We start from the raw sequence: 21,299 nt of genomic DNA, 5'->3' as shown, positions 1-21,299 counted from the left end.
AATAGTCATTCCTTGACTTTTTCACCACCCAAAGTAGATGTCCGCGTGGTCAAACACTTTATGGGTGAAACGATAGTTCCTGCCCATCCACAACGGGTAGCGGTTTTGCTTGGCTCTTTATTAGAACCTGCTTTTGCCTTGGGAGTCAAGCCCATTGCTGCCCCAAAGGATGCTGTCTCTGACTTGGAGCGATTGGTGGGCAAGCTTAGAGGCATTGAGTCGGTGGACTGGCCATCTCCCAATTTGGAGAAGCTTTTACAACTCAAGCCAGACTTAATTTTAGGCTTCAGCTCCCATGAGGATATTTACCCATTATTGTCCCACATTGCACCTACGGTTTTGGCTACTTTCAACCCAGTTGCACCGTGGAAGGAGTTCTTAGCTTTTACTGCCCGTGCCTTAGGCAAGACTAAAGAGGAGCAGCAGTTAATGGCTGACTACTATGCACGTTTAGCACACTTGAGAGTATCTATGGGTCAGCATCTGTTAAGCACGGTTGTATTATCGGTAGCCGAATTGCGCTCAACGGAGCTTATACTTGCAGAAAAGGCTAGTTTTGCGGGAACTATCCTCCTCGATGCTGGGATAAAAATTCCACCAAATCAATTGCTCAATCCCCAGACAAGCATCCGTTTGGGAGGACGCGCTATTGTTTATCCTTTATCAAATGAACTGCTGTGTGAGATTGATGGGAATATCCTATTTCTCCTCACTGAAGATCCGGTAGGCGATCAAGATTTAAACCCAGCAATCAAGCAATTCCAGCCATTTCCCTTGTGGTCTAAGCTAAAAGTTGTCCAGCTTCACCGGGTTCATGAGGTAGGTTTTTATTGGAAAGGATCTGGTTCAATATCAGCTAATCGAGCGATCAACGACCTCTTTAAGTACCTACTGAACTCGCAATCTTAAAGATAACGATAAAATAGCAGCGTAGCTCAATTACAGGGGTTGAAGACTAGGCGTGGTTATTGCAGTCTACTCAACTGAAAATTTCTGTAACTGCGATCGCTATTTTACTTGAGAGCGATCGCCCGAGCATATACCCCCTACTTCGCTGTATCGGCTTACCAGTTTTAAAACAATACATTCGGAACACTCAACTTTTTATAAGTAAAGTAAAAGCTGTAGTTAAGACAACTTAAGCTGTGGTTACAAATGCTCATGATGTTATAAGTAAACTTGAAGCTGTAGTTAATACAGCTTAAACATTATTTATAAATACTCATGATGTTATAAGTAAACTTGAAGCGGTAGTTAATACAGCTTAAGCTGTGGTTATAAATGTTGAAGCTGTAGTTAATACAGCTTCAGTTGTAGTTATGAATATTGAAGCTGTAGTTAATACAGTCTCATGTTATCTCCAGGCGATCCTGCCAGCGAGTTAGTTTGCCATTGCTGAAGCTACTTGCGATGAAACACCACCTGCGGCTTTAATTAAATCGGCTCCTTTCTCGCCGATCATAATCGTGGGCGCGTTCGTATTGCCCCCGACCAGAGTTGGCATGATCGATGCATCAACAACCCGCAACCCCGTAACACCGCGTACCCGGAGTTCGGGATCGACAACCGCCATTGGGTCAGTTCCCATTTTGCAGGTGCCGACAGGATGATACCCCGTAACGCAAAATTCCCGGATGTAAGCTTCGAGAGCTTCATCGCTAATCACCTCAGTACCGGGACTGATTTCCTCACCTCGAAACTGATCAAAGGCACTTGTATGAAATAATTTACGCATTATTTTAATCCCAGCAACTATCTTTTGCACATCGGATTGACTTTGTAGAAAGTTGATCCGAATAATCGGTGGGTCTTTGGGGTCAGGCGAGGGCAAACTGACACTCCCAATATTTTGAGGATGAGTCAAACTGACTGTAACAGTGAATCCCAAACCAGAGAGGGTTTTGCCAGGAGATATCCACAGAATGGGACCGAAGAAAAACTGTAAATCTGGCGTGGCATCCAGATTACCTTCGGTATGCAAAAATAATCCGGCTTCAGCGTTACCATTACTGCTAATTGCCGGGTCTAACGCAGCAATTACCTCGTGTGTTACAGGACTGGTAATTATCTGGTGTGCCACAGGAACGAGAGAGTGGTCTTGGAGGTTTTGACCGACACCTGGCAAATCAACGACGACAGGAATCCCCATTGCTTGCAGGTGTTCTGCATCACCAATGCCGGAAAGCATCAGCAGCTTGGGCGAATCGAATGCACCAGCACTTAAAATCACTTCTTTGTTAACCCTGGCTTGGTGCAGCCTTCCCTCCTGCATATATTCCACCCCAACGGTGCGGGTTCCCTCAAACAATAACCTCCTCACTAACGCTCCTGTTGTTATTGTTAAATTAGGACGCTTGAGAATTGGCAAGAGGAATGCAGCAGCAGCACTGTGACGTTTACCATCCTTTACCGTCAACTGATAAATTCCCGCACCTGATTGCTGTATTCCATTGAAATCAGGATTGTGCTTATATCCAATTGCCACGGCTGCTTCTACAAATCGTTGGGATGCCACAGTAGGGGGTTGAATATCGGTGACGCTCAACTCCCCATCAACTCCGTGGTATGCGTCGGCACCGCGTTGCTGGTTCTCAGATTTCTTAAAATAGGGCAATACATCTTGATAACTCCAACCAGGATTCCCCAATGAGTGCCAGTGGTCATAATCGTGATGATTCCCCCGGATATAAATCATGGAATTAATCGAACTGCTGCCACCTAAGACTTTGCCACGGGGACAAAAGATTTTGCGGTTATTCAGGTAAGGTTCTGGTTGGGAGAAATATTTCCAGTCCAGTTCTGAGCGAGGTAGGTTAGGGGATGACAACGGGATTTGAATCTCAGGTTTAGTATCTGGATTCCCAGCTTCGAGTAATAACACAGTTGTTTCACTATCTTGTGTCATCCGGTTGGCGACAACGCAGCCTGCCGAACCCGCACCAATCACAATATAGTCATATTGAGTCATGACATCCTCGCTTGTTAATTCAACTACTTTAAGAAATGGTAATGCTAATTTTAAGCAAAGTTTATGCCTCCGCTAAGTAATTAAATAAGAATCGGTACCAAAAAATTTACTTATAAATTTTTTGGTGTTAATTAAAACTGAATACTGAGGTAATGCCAAGGGTGAGGGACATTATACATCATAAATTTCTGTTGCAAATAGTCCGGCTAGAGCTAGCGTAAAGTGGACAATTTGACAATCTTTAATACTCAAACTACTTGGCGTATAGTCATAATCTGTCCGCACGCAAGACACTTGATATATGGTTCAGAATCTCGAAAGAATACGCCAGAGTGCAAGGTTTCCCGAAACTGCACCGGCTGCTAATCCCGTATTTTTTAGAACCTATAGCCGCCGCACAAAGGCGGGACTAAGGGAAACATGGGATGAGGTATGCGATCGCACTCTACTCGGCTTAATCAAGCTGGGAAAGCTAACTCAAGAAGAAGCAGCCATCCTGGATCAGATGCAGCGCAACTTGAAAGCTATGCCCAGTGGGCGCTGGCTATGGGTTGGTGGTACAGACTGGATAACCAAGCCAAAAAACTTCTCCGGGGCTTATAATTGCACCTCTACCAATCTCGAAGACTGGAGTGCCTTCGGATTAATGATGGATTTGGCAATGATGGGCTGTGGCACTGGAGCCGTTCTAGAACCACAATTTATTAACCAATTACCTCCCATCCGTAATCGACTGAATGTCACCGTACAAGGTGAAATTGGCAGTACTCCTGTCCTACAGCGGCGTGAATATACTGAAACTCATATAGAAGGCAATAATGTCACTATTCACGTTGGAGATAGCCGTGAAGGTTGGGTTGAATCATATCAAACCCTGTTGGAACTTTCCACTGATGAACAATTTTCAACAGAGGTTGAAGTATTAGTCGATATCAGCGATGTCCGCAAAGCAGGAGAAACTCTCAACGGTTTTGGAGGAGTTGCTAATCCTGTTAAATTACCCGGACTTTATCAGGGTTGTGCATCTATTCTTAATAAAGCTTTAGGAGGACAATTAAATTCAGTTGAATGCTGTCTATTAATTGATCAAGCTGCTGTGACGATTGTTGCCGGAAACATTAGGCGTTCAGCTGGTATGAGGCAAGGTTCTAGCGAAGATAGTTTGTTCGCCGATGCCAAAGATAACTTATGGCAGCAAGATGAAACTGGCAATTGGCGAATTGATCCAGAGCGCGATGCACTCAGGATGGCAAATCATACCAGAGTTTTTCACCGCAAGCCAACCTTAGAAGAATGTCTTAATGCTGTCCGCAAACAATATTATAGCGGTGAGGGAGCGATTCAATGGGCTGGTGAAGCTGTAGCGCGATCAAACATTGATTTGCTGTCAACTGCTAACTTAAAAATTGATTTCTTGAAAGCTTACGAACAAGGAACAGCAAAACAGTGGTTAAAAGAACGTTATCCAAATCTTGATGCTAATGAACTAGAACATCGTTTGCAGCGATATGCTTTAAATCCGTGTGGTAATTGATTTTGCCTCACGTTAAAAACCTCGCAAAAACGGGGAAAGCTGAGATGCTAATCCCGTGGTAATCAAAGGAACTAAAAAGTCTTTGACACCGTACAGCGTAGAGAGTGAAACTAGATTACACTAGAAATCGATGTCTAGAATATAATCTCTCCAAGAGTGCGGGGGCAGATGTAACAAGTCAAAAGTCAAAAGTCAAAAGTCAAAAGCCAATTTGAACTTTGACCTTTGACTTACCCAAAGGGGGTGTCACATCTGCAAAATGTACGCGGAACTACTGCGAATAATCAAGCAGTAGAACTAGGGGATAAAAAGCCTCTAGGGTAACAAATTTGGAAATCATCGGCAGTAACTTCCACTGTAATTTGTCTGAGGTTCACCTTAATCAAATTGACCCATATAACTATAAAGAACAAGAAGAGGCATTCACTGCTGGAGCGCTATCTGTAGCAGCACTTTTAAATCACAAGTTCCTGGAACCACGCTATCAATACAGCCGTGAATTAGACCCGATTGTGGGAGTTTCTTTTACAGGTTTATTTGATTTCTTTGTCCATGCTTTTGGTGTTGATTGGCTGCGCTGGTGGGCAGAAGGAAGACCCGCAACTGCACAAGGATTAGCTTTCAAGCGTAAGGAAGAAAAATATCTGACTTCCTGGAAAGAAATTGTACATCGGGTTGTTTGGGATTACTGCGATCGCCATCATCTCAAACGTCCAAATCGCTGTACCACAGTCCAACCCAGTGGTACTAAGGCTTTATTAACTAATGCTAGTTCCGGATGGCATCCCCCGAAAGCGCAAAGATTCATTCGCCGCATCACTTTCGCCAAAAATGACCCAGTAGCCTTAGCTTGTATTGACTATGGTTACAACGTCATTCCCTCTCAATCAGACAAAGATGAACAGGGCAATTTGCTTAACGATCCCTTTGATCAAAGGGTGAGTGAGTGGTTAGTAGAAATCCCTGTTTCTGTACCTTGGGCTGATTTACCAGCAGCTGATAAAATTGATGTTTCTAAGTTTTCAGTCTTGGCCCAATTTGATTTTGTCCTCCAGGTTCAACGTTGGTATGTGACTCATAACACATCAGCTACTTTGGAACTTCGCTCTGATGAAATCGAACCTTTGGCACAGCAGATTTATGAAACTATCCAAAATGATGAGGGATATATTTCAGCAGCTCTTTTAGCCCGTTTTGACGACCTGCAATCATTCCCACGTTTGCCATTTGAACCAATAGATAAACCAACCTATGATCGCTTGAATCAAGAGGTGAAAGCACGACGCAAAACAGATGATTTCTGTGCGGTCTTAAGCCGCTATGATTTAGGCGAAATGTCAGAGGCTGGGCCTAGTGGTTGTGACTCTGATAAGTGTATGTTTCCAGATGATCAACCTAGCTGATCAGGTGAAATGACTATCAGTTTAGGGTAGGCACTATTTATCTATTACAATAAAAAGCAGTGGTTTTATGTAACATTTAACCACTGCTTTTTATATCAACTCAAATTTCCCCTTTACCCTTTTCCCCTCCTTGGTAATTATTTGGGTGTAGAAAAGTAGCACAAAATTTTTCTACACTATGATCTTTAGCAAAAGGAGTCTGCCAATGAAAGCTTACGAAATTCAAAGCAACGCCGGGATTGATGCCCTCACATTAGTTGATCGCCCTGAACCAAAACCAACTGCGGGACAAGTTCTGATTCAAGTCAAAGCAACATCCCTAAATTACCGTGATCTACTTATTGCCGAAGGAGCTTACGATCCTAAACAGAAATATCCGGTAATTCCCGTGTGTGACGGTGTGGGGGAAGTCGTGACAGTGGGGGAAGGTGTTACACGCGTGAAAATAGGCGATCGCGTCGCGGGTACTTTCTTCCAAGACTGGATTTATGGCTCTTTCACCAGAGAGAAAATGAAATCCGCTCTCGGAAGTGGTAACGATGGAATGCTGACTGAGTATGTCGTATTACACCAAGATAATTTGGTGATATTACCAGATTATCTATCCGACATTGAAGGGGCGACTTTGCCCTGTGCAGGTGTCACAGCTTGGCAAGCACTGGTAACAGAAGGTAATATTCGCGCAGGTGATAGTGTTTTATTACTCGGTACTGGAGGAGTTTCGATTTTTGCTCTCCAGTTTGCCAAGATACATGGTGCTAGAGCGATTATTACTTCCAGTAGTGATGATAAATTGGCACGAGCTAGACAACTTGGTGCTGACGAGACAATTAACTACAAAACAACACCAGATTGGGAAAAGCAAGTTTACCAATTGACTAATCGCACGGGTGTAGATCATGTAGTAGAAGTAGGCGGTGCAGGCACTTTGCCAAAATCACTACAAGCAGTCCGCATTGGGGGACGTATTAGTTTGATTGGCGTATTATCAGGTAGAGGAAATGAAATTGATCCCAGTCCAATACTTTTTAAGAATTTAACAGTTCAGGGAATTGAAGTTGGCAGTCGGGAAATGTTTGAGGCGATGAATCAGGCGATGCAACAGCATCAAATCAAACCGATTATTGATCGAGTTTTTCCATTCACTGAAGCACGAGAAGCTTATCATTATCTCAAAAGTGCGGCTCACTTCGGTAAAGTCGTAATTAGTAATGACGCTCTCTAGGAGACGCTGCGCGAACGCGGACTCGCTAACGCTACGCTAACATAATTCGTATTTTTAATGAGTTTAATTCTATGTTTCAAGTGGAGTTTAATTCCCACTTGAAACATAATTATGAATTACGTTTAAACAGCAGCGAGAGTAGGCGCAGCGAATTTAGCATATCGCTCAATGTAGAATTCTTTAGAGTTAGCGATCGCCTTCACAGATTCACGCTCTTTCAAAGCACGTTTCCACTGGCGTACACGGGTAAATTCCTCTGGCACCCCAAAGCCGCGATACTGCTTTAGTGCAGCCCAGCGCTCAAACCAGGGGAAATAGGTGAAATCGACCAAACTGATGGATTCACCAAACCAGTAGGGGCCTTCCCCAGATAGCTTTGCCAAACCTTCGTTTTCAATGAATTCCAGGTGTTTGTATAGTTCCTGTTTAGCTTCTTCTTGTTTTTGGGGATCTGAACTCCGCAGCAAGGTAGAAAAAGCGGGAACGAACCTGGTGTTAGCAAAATCAATCCAGATGCGAGCCTGTGCCTTTGCAATCGGACTGCTGGGTAACAGTGGTGGATTGGGAAATACCTCATCGAGATACTCATTAATCACTGCTGACTCCCAAACTGGCTCATTATCACGAGTTAGCGCAGGAACTTTACCATAGGGGGATACTTTGGTAAACCCTTCAGGCTTATTCTGCAAATCAATCTCAATCAAATCGAAGTCAATGCCCTTCTCTTGGAGTACCAAACGGGTACGGTGAGCATAAGGACAAACAACTGCACTGTATACTTTGATTTGGGCCATGTTTAAGTTCCTTGGTAAATAGGACTTGTTAATCGACATTGGGAATTGAATTTTCATCCAAAATCCCAAATCTTAAATTGTTAGTGTCCTGAAGCCCAGTAGAAGCTCTCGATGTGGCGAAAAATTTCAGACACTAACCAAACTTTTAAATTTGACTACTAGGTAAGGCATTGGGCGTTGGGCATGGGGCATTGGGAATAGGGAATGAGTCTTTAATACTCGCTGACGAGTCTTTGAACTCCGTTAATGAGTCTTTAATACTCGTGAATGAGTCTTTGATACTCGCTGACGAGTCTTTGAACCCCGTTAATGAGTCTTTGATACTCGTGAATGAGTCTTTGATACTCGCTGACGAGTCTTTGAACCCCGTTAATGAGTCTTTGATACTCGCTGACGAGTCTTTGATACTCGTGAATGAGTCTTTGATACTCGCTGACGAGTCTTTGAACCCCGTTAATGAGTCTTTGATACTCGTGAATGAGTCTTTTAACTCCACTTTTATGCCCCCCTGCTTTCCCTACCCTTTCCTAAAGCCAGGGCACTTCTTCAGGTGCATAACGGAAGGCGCGGAAGACTGTATTTTGCTCCCCACGAGTTACGGGCGATTTCTCACCTGGAATATTCCGAGATGCAAAGTGGGGATTGATGTATTCCCAAACAATTTCCCCTGCAACTGTCACCTCGAATATTCGGCCATAAGCACCTTCTGTAATCAAGGTATTACCATTCCCTAAACGTTGCGCTCCTGATATATAGGAACTGAAGAAATTTTGGGGCGGGTTGTCAGTGTATTCCCAAACTATCTCTTTTGTTTGGCGGTTCACCTCAATTACACGGGAGAAATTGAGAGCAATGTGACGGCGATGTGCGCCATTGTCGAAAATCAAGATATTACCGTTAGCTAATTCGTTCGGGAAGTGCTGCTGTGCTAGCACGTCATCACCCAACGTCCAGATGATTTCTCCGGTTTTGCGATCGACGATCGCAACTGTGGATATATTACGAAAGCTGACTATAATGTTGCCATCAGCGAGTTCATCTACGGTATTCCCATGAGTCCATTCGTGTCGATGATCCTGGGGTGTAATCGTAAATATATCTGGATCAAGGTGTTCGTGGGCGTGCCAAGTCCAAACAATTTCCCCTGCTGGAGTCACTTCATAAAGTACATCAGCATAGATATCACCATCTGCTTCCGTACCTGTTACGCCGCCTTTGATGCTCTTGACCAACGACTGAGGTATCTTTTCAATGGCTAGTAGAATTGTGTTGCCATTGGCTAGTCTACGTCCATCGTGATGATGATCTGGATGCTTATATTCCCAGATAATATTTCCTTTGGGATCTACTTCTAAAACAACGCCACTTTTAAATGCAGCCCACAGAGCAAAACGTAGTGGCTCTTGTGGTGGAGTCTTACCGTTATAAAAAAGGTTGCCATTAGGCAAGAGATAACCATATAACCCTGGTGGATAAGGCAGATTCCACTGGTGTACTATTTCACCTTCCAAGTTCAGGAGGAGGAATGAAGAAGAGAGAGTCTTTTCATCAGTTTTTTGAATATTTTTTTATTTGTCAGTCCCTAATCTAAGAACTTGGACAGAGTGCGTCACGCACCTCTACTCGTTTCTGAACAATTCCCTGTTTGTATATCCAATCAGCAGCACTCTGTAAATCGGCAATCACTTTCGGTTCTAAGGGAAGCACTCCATCAACAGGTCGGCGTTCAAATGTCCGCTTCACAACTTCAGGCGGTAATCCTGATACTTTTTGGTATAGTTTTTGATTCTCCTGAGAATGTTTATTTAGCCATTCACCCTCTTTAGCAAGAATCGTAATAACTCCCCTAATCGCCTCAGATTTTGCTTTTAGTGCATCCCTATCCACCATATAAAGGGAGTAATGCGGGACTTGTGCAGGCAAAGGAATTTGGCGGGCATTGTACTTGATTTCAGCACTAGCAACCCAAGGGTCCCAAACTGCCCAAGCATCGACATGATGCGATGCCCAAGCGGGTAGGGCTTCATCAGGTTTCATGTAAACGCGACTTACTTTATCTTTGGGGATATTTTCTTTTTCTAATAGTTTCAATAACAAATGTTCGCTGATGCCACCTCGATTCACAATCACCTTTTTACCAATAAGATCATCGAATTTCCGAATCGGGGAATCTGCATGAACTACAATCCCTTCTGAGTTGCGATTAGCCGGTCGGTAGGCAATAATGCAAGCATTAATCCCGCCAGACAATGCAGACAAACCAGCAATATCGCCACCAGCTCCTAAATCAGAACTTTTAGCATTGATTGTTTCTAATACAGGTGCAAAAGATGGGAATGTACCAACCCACTGAACTTTTATATTTTTGGGAGCTAGTTCACGCTCTAAAGTCCCACGTTCTTTTGCGATCGCAGACAAACTTCCCTTAATATAACCAATGCGAACTACTGTCTGTTTTTCAGGTGCAGAACTTTGTGCTGTTGAGGAACCTTGATAGTCACTCACAGATTTAACAGTGGAATTAGTAGAGTTAGTCAGACTACATCCAGAAACTATCAAACTCAAGCCCGATTGGGCTAGTAAAAGCCAGACTACTACTTTTAAGGTACACAGCAAATGAGAATTTTGATATTTATTCATCAATGATTTACTGCCCCATAAAACTGAGACAATTCCAAACAAACGGTCAATTAATAATCAGAGCCAGAGGCTCTCGAAAGGCGTTACCATGCTGGAGCCTGGTAACGAGGCAATGGAGATTAGTTATTTCTTCTTTGTTTTTAATTTTTAATTTTTAATTTTGAATTGTTAAGGTGCTGGGTTTGGAGACTGAGCATGAACTATATCCAACTCTTCTAAAATGTCTTTGTCGAGAACTACATTTACACTTTCCAAATTCTCTTTGAGTTGTTCGAGTGTCGTAGCACCAATAATTGTGCTAGCCACAAACCAACGACTCCGCACGAATGCGAGGGCCAAATGCACTGGACTTAGTTGATAGCGCTTGGCAATTTCCACATAAGCTGCGACTGCTTCATTTACTTTTGGTTTCAAATAGCGCTGACCAAAATTTTCAAACAAAGTGACTCTTGCTTTCTCTGGTTTGCCATTTAGGTATTTGCCAGTCAAGAAACCAAATCCCAAAGGACTATAAGCTAGTAAGCCAATTTCTTCCTGATAAACGGCTTCTGCTAAGGCTCCGTCAAATACTCGATTCAGCAAGTTATAAGCATTTTGAATCGAAACAACTTTGGGCAATCCTAATTGTTTAGCAGCATTACTAAACTGGGCGACTCCCCAAGGGGTTTCATTACTCAAACCGATATAGCGAATTTTTCCTGCCTTAATTACATCGGCAAAAACTTCTAGCTGTTCAGCGATAGGAACCGTTTCTGCCACCTGAGTCGGATCGAACACGGTTTGCCCAAACCGTGGCACGTAGCGATCAGGCCAGTGAATTTGGTACAGATCAATATAATCTGTTTGTAATCTTTTTAGACTATCATCTACAGCTTGTTTGATATTATCACGGTCAATTGCTTTAGCTCCACCACGGACCCATTTAAAGCCTCGACCGGGACCAGCAATTTTAGTAGCTATAATTAGTTGATCTCTTTGTTGACGCTTTAACCATTCCCCAATATAAGTTTCAGTTAATCCATAAGTTTCGCCACTTGTGGGGACAGGGTACATCTCAGCCGCATCAATAAAGTTGACTCCTTGGGCAATAGAATAATCTAACTGCTCATGGGCTTCTTCAATCGTATTTTGCTCTCCATAAGTCATTGTGCCCAGACAAATTTCAGAAACTTTTAAGTCACTCTTGCCAAGTTGGTTATACTTCATATTTATGCGTTGTTTTTCAGTTGATTTAACAGTGATATTTGTGCTGGATATTTTACATTTTGTTTAGGACTAAGCAATTTAGCTCCAAACAACACTGATTTTGGCACTTAGCCAATATAAATTTATCAGCAAAAAATATTTTGCTTATACTATTGTAAATTGATGGATAAATCGTATTTAACAGGCGCAGTTGTTTATTTTGGCATAGATGAACCGGATAAGTGAGCTAGTTTAGAGTAATAAAAAATCTAAAAATGTAGTAGAAAATACTTGCTTTTTTTGAGCTTTTGTGAAATAGACTTTTTTAGGCTAAGTAAAAACTACGGTAAATCAATCTATTTACCGTAGTATAGCAAAAAGTCTTAAAATTTTTCTAGAATTAAAACTTAATAAATGTTTATACGGGGTATGTTCCTTTGGGCGTTTCTGATTTAGAGGATGAAAATGAATTTGTTTGATGTCAAAACCCTTGTATAGAGGCGATATCTCGCATCTTTACTACAATTGGGCAATGTCCTCAAACTGCGAATGCCCATTGGGGGAGCTACCGCCTTCCGAATTCACGGTAGAGTCGCAATCAAAAGATTTCCTTGTTAGAGGATGTTTGAAAAGTCGCAAAGTATATTAAAAACCCCGCTTCCATTCCTCTTCCCCAGAGGCTACGGTCTACACACAAGCCCTAAAAACCTATTTTTGTAGGGTGTGTTATGCCGTAGACTAACGCACCATCCCAGATATTCGGTGCGTTAAGAAACAAGAGGCAAAATCCCTTGTTAAAGGTAAGCAAACTTCTGCCACAGTCTACTAGAGTGACTGCTATAGCTAACTGAGAGAATGCAGAATAAATTGCCGCAATCACAAAAAACCAGGGTTTTAAAGACTTGCACAACCAGGAATTTATTACTGCGATCGCTTCTCACGATGCTCATGTCTATAGTAGTGTGATTGAAGTTTTAAGCTAAATAGGGAGCATCCCAATGCAAAAATTTACCAAAATCGTTACAATTCATTGTGAATGAAGCGAATGTAGAATCAAGCAATTCACTTCATCTGTACTCTGCGATTACTTTGCTTGACTGCGTTCCGTACCCTACGGGAAGGCTCCGCCTACGCAATGATATGAAAAATAGCTAACCTAATTATGTTAGGTTAGAAAAGTAAACATAATTTTTCAGATTTTAGCCGAAATTTATCTTTAGAAAATATACCTTCTGACTTTAGGAATAAATCCTCATTTGTGTCCTTAGGCCTTAAGTTGCCTTTTCTAAGGACATCTACTGAAGGAGAGTCCTAATGTCAGTTGATTATAATACTTTAAAGCCGCAAGCAAATAAGCTGCTTGCTGCTCTGCCTGCCTCCGACTATGAGCGTCTTCTTCCCCACATAAAGTATGTTCCGCTCGCATTTAACCAAATTATTTATAAGCCAGGAGAACCAATTACACATGTCTATTTTCCCTATCATTCAGTGATTTCTATCGTCACCACTATGCAAGATGGTTCGACAGTCGAAGCTGGTTTGGTAAGTAGTGAAGGCATGGTGGGTATCCCAGTAATTTTGGGAGGCGACACAACAACCACAAAAGCTATAGTGCAGATTGGAGACGGTGCTACGCAGATAGATACAGATGTCCTTAAAAGTGAGTTTAACCGGGGTGGAGCGCTTCAAAGTCTGCTGCTACGCTACGTACAAGCTCAATGCACCGAACTTGGACAAGGGCTTGCCTGCAACCGTCTGCATACAATAGAAGAGCGACTCGCCAGGTGGCTGCTGACAGTCACTGACCGTCTGGAATCAAAGGATTTTCTGCTTACTCAAGAATTTATTGCCCAGATGCTAGGTGTACGTCGCTCCGGTGTCACACTGGCGGCTAGCACCCTCAACCGAGCCGGAATTATTAGCTATAACCGTGGTCGCATTAATATCCTGAATCGAGGGATTTTGGAAGACACCTCTTGTGAGTGTTATCAAGTTATAAAAAACGAATTTGCTCGGTTATTGGACAATTCGCCTAGAGACAATTCTGAATAAGACTTTTAAGTCTCTATGTCTGAAACCGGACAGACACTTGCTAACTAGTACATTTAAACTCTGGGAACGTGTGCGTTAAAAGGTATTGACTAATAAATGCTTTTTGATATAACTCTGACTCCAGATGTTTGAGCTACAGGGCGGTAAGAATATGTCTAATGAATCGATGTCTTTTAAAGGTCTGCGATTACTCATAGTTGATGACGACGCTGATACGAGAACATTACTTACCTTTCTGTTTGAATTAGAGGGAGCAGAGCTGATCACAGCTGCTTCGGCAGATGATGCTCTAGAAATAATCTCACTTTTTAAACCAGACATCCTGATTAGTGACCTTTATTTACCAGATGAAGACGGCTGCTCACTGCTCTTGAAGGTCAGAAATCTCGAAGCAAAGCGAGGGAGAAAGATTCCAGCTATTGCTCTGACGGCATCTGCTTTGGACGAAGACCGTAATCGTGCATTATTAGCAGGTTATAATATATATAGATGTAAGCCAATAGACTTAGACGAGTTAGTTTCTGCGGTTGCTAGTTTAGCTAAACTTGAAGAATACGTTTGACATGTCTGGATGCAACAACAGGGAAGCCAGTATAGAAAAAGCTTTAACTAAATTTAACAGGACTTAGGCAAAAATCGCCAAAAAGCTGAGTTTAATGTAGTCTAACTCCCAGCCCCTTCCCTACTAGCGTTGGGGAGTAATATCATGTTTGCCAAATTACCCATAATAAAAGAACCCCTCCCCATAGGTCTACGGTGTACACACAAGTAGAATTACCCCCCTTAATCCCCCCTTGTAAAGGGGGAAACAAGATTTCTAGTTCCCTCCCCAATCTTCACGGGGGAAACAAGATTTCTAGTTCCCTCCCCAATCCATCGGGGAGGGTTAGGGTGGGGTAAAACTGACGCTAAAACCTCAGTTAATCAGCTATTTCAGACTTGTGTGTATACGGTCACAAGGTGGGTTCTTGGGATTTAATAACTAATCAAGCGGACATAATATAAGATTCAAAGCCTTTCTCCTAAAAGGAGAGAGGAATGGAAGTGAGGTCAGACTGTATTGCATCCAAACAAAAAGCTTTATAAATCAGCGCGTTGGCGTAGCCCGCACTTTTCTACGAGACGCTCTTGCTAGCAAGATCCCCGTAGGGGTACGACATCGCTACTTCGACACTTCGACAAGCTGAGTGCATCGCTGCGCTTAGTACAAGTCAGTGACCATCGCAGACATCGCATTTTCTCAAGAATCTTTTGACTAATTTTATTTTTATTAATTCCGCTACTAGTAAAACTTTGTTAAAAGGTAATGATATAAAATATACTAAGAATAAATACAGAGAAAAATCAAGTAATTCTCTGTGAGTACTCATTTTTTCATATAAAGGAGCGCATTATGGAATATCTTGCTTATTCCCACATGTTTATTGCTCAAGAAGAGGCATCTGCAAACACCAAATATAATCCGCCTAAATCTCAATTAAATCGGAAAAAACCTCTTAAATCTTCAGACATAGTTATTACTAAAAAAGAGGTATCTGGAATCAGCAAATCTAAATTCAATTGGAGAAAACTGCTTAAATCTTCGGCTTGGTTAGCTTTAGCTGGTATTGGTGTATTACTTATTGCTGCTAGCCAAATTCAAATGAGTTCGGCTGCATATGTAAGGACTAACGGCAGTTGTTTACGTGTCCGTACAGGCCCAAGCACTAACTATTCATATGTTGACTGTGTATCAAATGGTGCAACACTCCCAGCGATTGAAAGGTATGAAAACGGTTTTGCTAGGCTTTCTACAGGTAGATACGTTTTTGCGCGATGGGTTGGTGATAAACCTTACAGTGTTCCTGTGAGTAGACCTGGTGGCGTTGGGGGTTCAGTTATTCTTAGCCCTGGTTCTAGAGGTCTGCTTGTAAGAGACGTTCAGACAGCTTTGGGTAATCTCACAATTGATGGAATTTACGGTCAAGAAACTGCTAGCCGAGTCCGAAGCTTTCAGGCAAGTAAAGGTCTACTTGTAGATGGTGTGGTGGGGCCCGAAACTAGATCAGCTCTGGGCATTTAGCCAATATGAATGCGTTGCACCCTAACCCGCCGTGCAATATAGCTATTTTCGATTCGGTAAGGTATAAGACCTAACCCCCTAGCCCCCTTCCCGAAGCGGGAAGGGGAAAAATTCAAAGCCTCTCTCTTAAAAGGAGAGAGGAATGGAAGTGAGGTCAAAACTGTACCTTACTTGGTCGAGAACTGCTATAAATTGATTGCTTATAGCTTAAATGCTTTTGAGTCTACTTTAGTAAACTTAAGCTATTAGCTTGGGAATTGATTCCTAAGCGGGATAAAAGCGAAAGGACAAGACTTTGAGGACTTTTGTCAGTCAACCAAAAAGCCACCCTTTGAAAATCTCGTTTCGAGGTTCTACCTGTTTTCTTGTGGGATGGAAATAAATCTAACTAAAAAAATAAAAACCGGGAGAAAAGCCGGTTTTTTGTACTCTAAAAAACAGAAGTTTTGCACTTTGTTTAATGTAACTTTCTAAGTTGATGTTTCTGATGAAAGACCCAAGTAATTTTGCACAATCTGCAAAATGCGCTCTGCTGCATGACCATCCCCAAAGGGATTAATTGCATTTGCCATTGCTTCATAAGCATCTAGATCACTGAGTAACTCAGCAGCGGCTGCAAAAATATTCTGACTCGTAGTGCCTACAAGTTTGGCTGTACCGGCTGCAACAGCCTCTGGTCTTTCGGTAGTGTCTCTCAAAACTAGTACTGGTTTTCCCAAGCTGGGGGCTTCTTCCTGCAACCCACCAGAGTCAGTGAGCAAAAGATGCGATCGCCCAATTGCTCCCACCAGTTGGCCATAATCTAAAGGATCTGTTAAAAAAATTCGGGGATGATTCCCTAAAAGCTCTTCTAATGGAACTCGCACTGTCGGATTGCGGTGCAATGGTAGCAGCAAAGCTGTATCAGGAAACTTATCTAAAATTTGTAAAAACCCCTGAGCGATCGCTAACAGAGGTTCTCCCCAATTCTCCCGACGGTGAACTGTTGCTAACAGAACGCGATATGAATCCCACTCTAAGCCTGGTATATTGCAAACTGCTTGGGTTGCAGCTACATTTAACAATGCATCAATTACCGTGTTACCGGTCATGTGAACTTCACCCAAAACACCAGAACGATGCAAGTTTTCTACAGCCCAAGGAGTCGGCGCAAAGTGCAACTGAGTAATTTGAGAAATCAATCGCCGATTAGCTTCTTCTGGGTAAGGATTGAAGATATCATCCGTTCTTAACCCTGCTTCTACATGACCAACAGGGATTTTTTGATAAAAAGCTGCCAAAGCAGCCGCAAAAGCCGTGGTAGTGTCTCCCTGCACCACCACTAAATCTGGCTTTTTCTCCTTGAATAACCCTTCTAACCCTTGTAAACTACGGCAGGTAATATCATTTAGAGATTGCTGAACCTGCATAATTTCTAAGTCATAATCTGCCTTGATGTTGAACAACTGCATAACTTGCTCAACCATCTCCCGATGCTGTCCAGTTAGAATTACTTGCGACTCAAAATCTGAAGACTTCTGGAAGACCTGAATCAGCGGAGCTAGTTTAATCGCTTCCGGACGAGTACCCAAGATAATGTAAACCCGTTTTTGATTAATCATTAGTCATGAATCATCTGTCATTTGCCAATGGCTATAGTCAATGGTCTATGATTAATAGTCAATAGTTGGCGGCAAATCATCACACAAATCATAAATATAAAAGGATAAATCACATAAAAAGTATGAAAAAACCCGGTTTAACCGGGCAAACGCACTATTTATTGAATAAAACTCTAATTACTAAATCTTGATCTCCGATGTTCAAATCACAAAAAGTATGAAAAAACCCGGCTTAACCGGGCAGACGCACTGTTTGTTTGTCGAATTCACCTGTAATGACTATATTTTAATCTCACAAGTTAAAGGGCAAGCAGCGTAAACAGTAGTCTGCATTTGGTCTGCCTCTCCATGCAGCCAGCTTAACCATTTAATTTCATTAGGATGAACTCCTTTAAGAGTTAGTACACCCGCAGCCAATACAACTGCCATGACATTAAACATGATTAAAGCGCCTGCTACAAGCAAAACAGCACTAACAGGCATCACAGATTGCAAGACAATTGACAACAGACATCCAACCGTAGCCATCAAGACAACTAGTGGAAAACCGACAACCAACAAGCATACTGCCAATGTAAAAGTCCATATTAAAAAGCTTTTAATCATCAACATGGAGTAGGTCTTTCCTTGATTAGAGCTTTGAGCAGAAACCATGACTTTTCCTCCTAAAATACACAGCAAATTTTAATTTCAGTCATATCTCGCTTTTTGCGAGTAAACTGATTTCTTTATCAGTGAAATTCAGTATATAAAAACTAATCAGAAAAATGAGCATTTATTTACTAAACTTTACAGTCAATTTTTTATAATTATGAATGTAAAGTCAACTTTATGTCTATTAAAAAAACCTGTTTTATGCATCTGTCTTCAGATACAGAACCTAAAAAGTATAAGCTTTATAATCTTGATCCCCGAATATTGAACCGATTTAACTTAACATTTCTTATAAAAATCAGTAAAGGTTCTCATAATTCCTAGATGGGCTGAATAAATGATCTGCTAGTGTTTGTGATGTTAATTGCTGGCAATTTGTGTCCTTGTCTGGGATAAATTTCTCATCTAAAGGCTTAGAATATTTATAATTTACTTTATGTCTTATAAAATACTTATATGTCTCAGATATTTTACTGAGGCAGTTTTAGTCATTGCGTGTGTTAAACCAGGTTAGATACGATAAATAACTTCTCTCAATCTTCTGAGTACTAGAATCTTAGGAAAAAAAGATACAAATTGAGGTGGATGAAATGGATTGACCGTGGTTCTAGAGTTTCAATCGCCTCCCATCACCGCTAGGGCTTGCACGCAAGCATCTTCCAAAAGTCATCGAAGCAAGTGACTAGACTTCTCGCTAATTCAACTTTTTAACTGCCAAATGTGAAGATATATGACAGAATCACAGTCTCCATTAAATTCTAAGTCTGCTGCTGGAAGTAACCTACCACCAATGCCGCCACCACCGCCAACGTTTACTACGCAGCGGCAGATGACACAAACATTGGATATGTCAATGGATAGAAGCAGCAACGCTCCTGTTGCAGGTCATCGTCCGGGTAGTCCACCGCCCATACCTAGTTCACTTCGCCCTAAAAACAGCAGTCCGGGACTCACTTTAGCGCAGTTAATTAGGGAAGCTTACGATCAGGGATATTCTGACCTTCACTTGGGTGTAGGTGAAGTACCCCGCTTCCGCAACCGAGGAGAAATTCAAGCAACGGATCATCCAGAAATAGATAAAGAAACTTTGATGAATTGGTTGCGGGAGGTGATGACTGAAGGAGAAATTCAGCGCTTTGAAGAACACTTAGAATTTGACGGAGCAACTCAGTATGACTTTGCTCGCGTGCGGATTAATGTTTTTGGCTCTCTCAAAGGGCCTGCAATGGTGTTGCGGTTGATTCCGCTGAAAATCTTAACTATGGAACAGTTGAATTTACCTCCAGTTTTTCGGGATATTTGTCATCACCACAAAGGTTTAATTTTGGTGACTGGGCCCACTGGTTCTGGTAAATCCACCACAATGGCAGCGATGGTTGACTACATCAATAAGGAGATGGCCAAGCATATTATTACCATTGAAGACCCGATAGAATTTGTTCATCAAAGCCGCAAGTCTTTAGTCAAACAGCGGGAAGTGGGAATGCACACCCGGAAATTTGACAACGCTTTGAAAGCAGCTTTGCGGGAAGACCCAGATTTAATTCTGGTGGGAGAAATGCGGGATAAGGAAACAGTTAACACCGCCCTAAAAGCTGCTCAGACTGGTCACTTAGTCATGGGAACCTTGCACACCAATAGCGCTGTCAAAACCATTGAGCGGATTCTCAATCTCTACTCTGGTGAAGAACAGGATGCAATGCGGGTGGCAATTTCTGAGTCTTTAGTGGCAGTAATTGCCCAAGGTTTGTGCCGCACAACTGACGGTAAGCGGGCTGCTTTCCACGATATCTTGATTAACACTGAGGCAATTAAAGAATGGATCAAAGATGGTAAATATGATGAAATTGGCGAGTTGATGAAGCAAGCTGGCTTTGACGGCATGATCACGATGAATCAGTCGTTGCTCAATCTCTATCAAGACGGTCGGATTACTGAAGAAACTGCTTTGGAAATGTCACCAACTCCTAACGAAATGGCACAGTTTCTCCGAGGTCGAGTTTAAGTCTGTTCCTCTTGGCAATGAAGATGATTGTCTTGTTAAGAGTCTCCGACTGGGAATGCCTATTTGGAGGCTCTGCCTCCGGTTCTAGCGGCACCGCAATCAAAAGCATTTCCAGTCAGGGAGTGGAAACGAGATTTACGGGATTTTTGATGGGTTGCCAATTTTTTAGGTGATCCTGGTTGAGGTTATAGCTAAGGTAAAAGGTAAAAGAGAGAATTTTTACTTTTAGCTTCCTAGACTCTGTGAATAACTTGACGACAAACAAACTATCTACACCCCAGTTGTTTAAAGGCATTGCGCTATTTACACCTGGAGGAGATTTAATTTACTGCATCGACCCTAGCAAGCAAGGTCGATGGCATTTGCATTTGTGCTCGGCTTTGCAAGAAATCCTAGATTTACCAGAGCCGCCGCATTTTTTAGTGCCTTGTTATACTGCAACTATTGACCACTGGTTAGATCCGCGCACTCAACAAGTGCGAACTTTTGCTGAAGCTTATCCGGCTGTAATTAGACATCAAGCTTTGCTTAATGCCATTTTTGGTACAGGGGACTTAGTATGGCAAGCAGCTCCCTGGCAGGAGGGGTTGTGCGATCGCATGGTGTTAACAACTTATCGTTCCTCATTTGGGCAACTTTGGGAAGATCACGATTTAATTGTCCGTCTAGACCTTTCTGAACCTGTGCCAAAATACCACCAACCAGTGATAGTGCAAAAAAAAGAAGTTATCACACAAGGGTATGTTCTGCGCTTGTTTGTTGCAGGACATAGCAGTACCACCGAACGCATTCTCCAAAATTTACACGAATTATTAGAGCGATCGCTTGGACACCCTTATACTTTGAAGGTGATTGATGTTTTAACTCATCCAGAACAAGCAGAACTCAATCAGGTTTCTGCAACTCCTACCCTTGTCAAGGTTTGGCCTCACCCAATTCGGCGAATCGTTGGAGAGTTGGATCATGTAGAAAAGATTTTACAGATGTTAGCTCCTAAGGAAAAATTTTAAGTTTTATAACGATATCATCCACTGGGAGTGCATAAGCATAGCCCAATTCAGATATCCCTCTCAACTTAGTTACTGGACTTTAGACTAAAAGAGAGCGATCATGCTTGTAGTTGTTGTGCAAAAAATAAAGGGATGCCTGTAATAACAAGCACCCTAGTAACGGAAG

14 protein-coding genes and 2 pseudogenes are annotated in these 21,299 nt (G+C 42.2%); 9 read left to right on the top strand and 7 right to left on the bottom strand.

Annotated features, from left to right (window positions below):
• The first annotated feature begins 12 nt into the window (after positions 1-12).
• Positions 13-909, top strand: coding sequence for an iron-siderophore ABC transporter substrate-binding protein (locus tag V7K40_RS03335; protein ID WP_334956703.1), 897 nt, complete (start codon positions 13-15; stop codon positions 907-909).
• 472 nt (positions 910-1,381) lie between these two features.
• On the opposite strand, the gene V7K40_RS03330 is transcribed toward V7K40_RS03335, so the two are convergent.
• Entirely contained in the window at positions 1,382-2,968 is a 1,587-nt protein-coding gene (locus V7K40_RS03330; protein WP_334956701.1) for a GMC family oxidoreductase N-terminal domain-containing protein, read from the bottom strand.
• 301 nt (positions 2,969-3,269) lie between these two features.
• On the opposite strand from V7K40_RS03330, the pseudogene nrdJ (V7K40_RS03325) reads away from it, so the two are divergent.
• The 3 genes and pseudogenes from nrdJ (V7K40_RS03325) to V7K40_RS03315 all read left to right on the top strand — a co-directional run.
• A pseudogene (nrdJ, locus tag V7K40_RS03325) lies at positions 3,270-4,496 on the top strand (ribonucleoside-triphosphate reductase, adenosylcobalamin-dependent); the annotation flags it as partial.
• Positions 4,497-4,834: 338 nt separating this feature from the next.
• A pseudogene (gene nrdJ, locus V7K40_RS03320) lies at positions 4,835-5,905 on the top strand (ribonucleoside-triphosphate reductase, adenosylcobalamin-dependent); the annotation flags it as partial.
• 205 nt (positions 5,906-6,110) lie between these two features.
• The gene (locus V7K40_RS03315; RefSeq protein ID WP_334956699.1) at positions 6,111-7,130 is read left to right on the top strand and encodes an NAD(P)-dependent alcohol dehydrogenase; all 1,020 of its coding nucleotides are present in this window, start codon (positions 6,111-6,113) and stop codon (positions 7,128-7,130) included.
• A gap of 122 nt (positions 7,131-7,252) precedes the next feature.
• Here V7K40_RS03315 and V7K40_RS03310 read toward each other — a convergent pair whose 3' ends face one another.
• From V7K40_RS03310 to V7K40_RS03295, 4 genes are all read right to left on the bottom strand, one after another.
• Complete coding sequence (locus V7K40_RS03310; RefSeq protein ID WP_334956697.1) at positions 7,253-7,924, bottom strand: glutathione S-transferase family protein; 672 nt, start codon at positions 7,922-7,924, stop codon at positions 7,253-7,255.
• A 527-nt stretch (positions 7,925-8,451) separates the two neighbouring features.
• The gene (locus V7K40_RS03305; RefSeq protein WP_334956695.1) at positions 8,452-9,435 is read right to left on the bottom strand and encodes an aryl-sulfate sulfotransferase; all 984 of its coding nucleotides are present in this window, start codon (positions 9,433-9,435) and stop codon (positions 8,452-8,454) included.
• A gap of 76 nt (positions 9,436-9,511) precedes the next feature.
• On the bottom strand, positions 9,512-10,564 hold the full coding sequence (locus V7K40_RS03300; protein WP_334956693.1) for an aliphatic sulfonate ABC transporter substrate-binding protein: 1,053 nt from the start codon (positions 10,562-10,564) through the stop codon (positions 9,512-9,514).
• A gap of 168 nt (positions 10,565-10,732) precedes the next feature.
• Complete coding sequence (locus V7K40_RS03295) at positions 10,733-11,770, bottom strand: NADP(H)-dependent aldo-keto reductase (RefSeq protein WP_334956691.1); 1,038 nt, start codon at positions 11,768-11,770, stop codon at positions 10,733-10,735.
• Positions 11,771-13,063: 1,293 nt separating this feature from the next.
• Here V7K40_RS03295 and V7K40_RS03290 point away from each other — a divergent pair.
• The 3 genes from V7K40_RS03290 (at position 13,064) to V7K40_RS03280 (ending at position 15,863) form a co-directional block, all read left to right on the top strand.
• On the top strand, positions 13,064-13,801 hold the full coding sequence (locus V7K40_RS03290) for a Crp/Fnr family transcriptional regulator (RefSeq protein WP_334956689.1): 738 nt from the start codon (positions 13,064-13,066) through the stop codon (positions 13,799-13,801).
• A gap of 151 nt (positions 13,802-13,952) precedes the next feature.
• On the top strand, positions 13,953-14,363 hold the full coding sequence (locus tag V7K40_RS03285) for a response regulator (RefSeq protein WP_334956687.1): 411 nt from the start codon (positions 13,953-13,955) through the stop codon (positions 14,361-14,363).
• Positions 14,364-15,194: 831 nt separating this feature from the next.
• A complete protein-coding gene (locus V7K40_RS03280) occupies positions 15,195-15,863 on the top strand; it encodes a peptidoglycan-binding protein (RefSeq protein ID WP_334956686.1) in 669 nt (222 codons plus the stop codon).
• 470 nt (positions 15,864-16,333) lie between these two features.
• Here V7K40_RS03280 and wecB read toward each other — a convergent pair whose 3' ends face one another.
• Entirely contained in the window at positions 16,334-17,464 is a 1,131-nt protein-coding gene (gene wecB, locus V7K40_RS03275) for a UDP-N-acetylglucosamine 2-epimerase (non-hydrolyzing) (protein ID WP_334956684.1), read from the bottom strand.
• A 279-nt stretch (positions 17,465-17,743) separates the two neighbouring features.
• Positions 17,744-18,118: a hypothetical protein gene (locus tag V7K40_RS03270; RefSeq protein WP_298908253.1), complete on the bottom strand. Its 375-nt coding sequence runs from the start codon at positions 18,116-18,118 to the stop codon at positions 17,744-17,746.
• Positions 18,119-18,848: 730 nt separating this feature from the next.
• Between V7K40_RS03270 and V7K40_RS03265 the strand changes: the two genes are divergently transcribed.
• Together V7K40_RS03265 and V7K40_RS03260 are read left to right on the top strand one after the other, a co-directional pair.
• Positions 18,849-20,123: a type IV pilus twitching motility protein PilT gene (locus V7K40_RS03265; RefSeq protein ID WP_334956682.1), complete on the top strand. Its 1,275-nt coding sequence runs from the start codon at positions 18,849-18,851 to the stop codon at positions 20,121-20,123.
• Positions 20,124-20,365: 242 nt separating this feature from the next.
• Positions 20,366-21,133: a circadian clock KaiB family protein gene (locus V7K40_RS03260; protein ID WP_298908247.1), complete on the top strand. Its 768-nt coding sequence runs from the start codon at positions 20,366-20,368 to the stop codon at positions 21,131-21,133.
• The last annotated feature ends 166 nt before the right edge of the window (positions 21,134-21,299 follow it).

Source organism: Nostoc sp. (assembly GCF_036917195.1).
Lineage (GTDB): Bacteria > Cyanobacteriota > Cyanobacteriia > Cyanobacteriales > Nostocaceae > Nostoc.
The sequence above is the reverse complement of the archived record's forward strand: the minus strand, read 5'-3'. Positions and strand labels throughout refer to the sequence as shown.

Coding starts and splice junctions, on each gene's coding strand:
- V7K40_RS03330 (WP_334956701.1), bottom strand. CDS start 2,968: ATGACTCAATATGACTATATTGTGATTGGTGCGGGTTCGGCAGGCTGC.
- V7K40_RS03315 (WP_334956699.1), top strand. CDS start 6,111: ATGAAAGCTTACGAAATTCAAAGCAACGCCGGGATTGATGCCCTCACA.
- V7K40_RS03310 (WP_334956697.1), bottom strand. CDS start 7,924: ATGGCCCAAATCAAAGTATACAGTGCAGTTGTTTGTCCTTATGCTCAC.
- V7K40_RS03300 (WP_334956693.1), bottom strand. CDS start 10,564: ATGAATAAATATCAAAATTCTCATTTGCTGTGTACCTTAAAAGTAGTA.
- V7K40_RS03295 (WP_334956691.1), bottom strand. CDS start 11,770: ATGAAGTATAACCAACTTGGCAAGAGTGACTTAAAAGTTTCTGAAATT.
- V7K40_RS03290 (WP_334956689.1), top strand. CDS start 13,064: ATGTCAGTTGATTATAATACTTTAAAGCCGCAAGCAAATAAGCTGCTT.
- V7K40_RS03285 (WP_334956687.1), top strand. CDS start 13,953: ATGTCTAATGAATCGATGTCTTTTAAAGGTCTGCGATTACTCATAGTT.
- V7K40_RS03280 (WP_334956686.1), top strand. CDS start 15,195: ATGGAATATCTTGCTTATTCCCACATGTTTATTGCTCAAGAAGAGGCA.
- wecB (WP_334956684.1), bottom strand. CDS start 17,464: ATGATTAATCAAAAACGGGTTTACATTATCTTGGGTACTCGTCCGGAA.
- V7K40_RS03270 (WP_298908253.1), bottom strand. CDS start 18,118: ATGGTTTCTGCTCAAAGCTCTAATCAAGGAAAGACCTACTCCATGTTG.
- V7K40_RS03265 (WP_334956682.1), top strand. CDS start 18,849: ATGACAGAATCACAGTCTCCATTAAATTCTAAGTCTGCTGCTGGAAGT.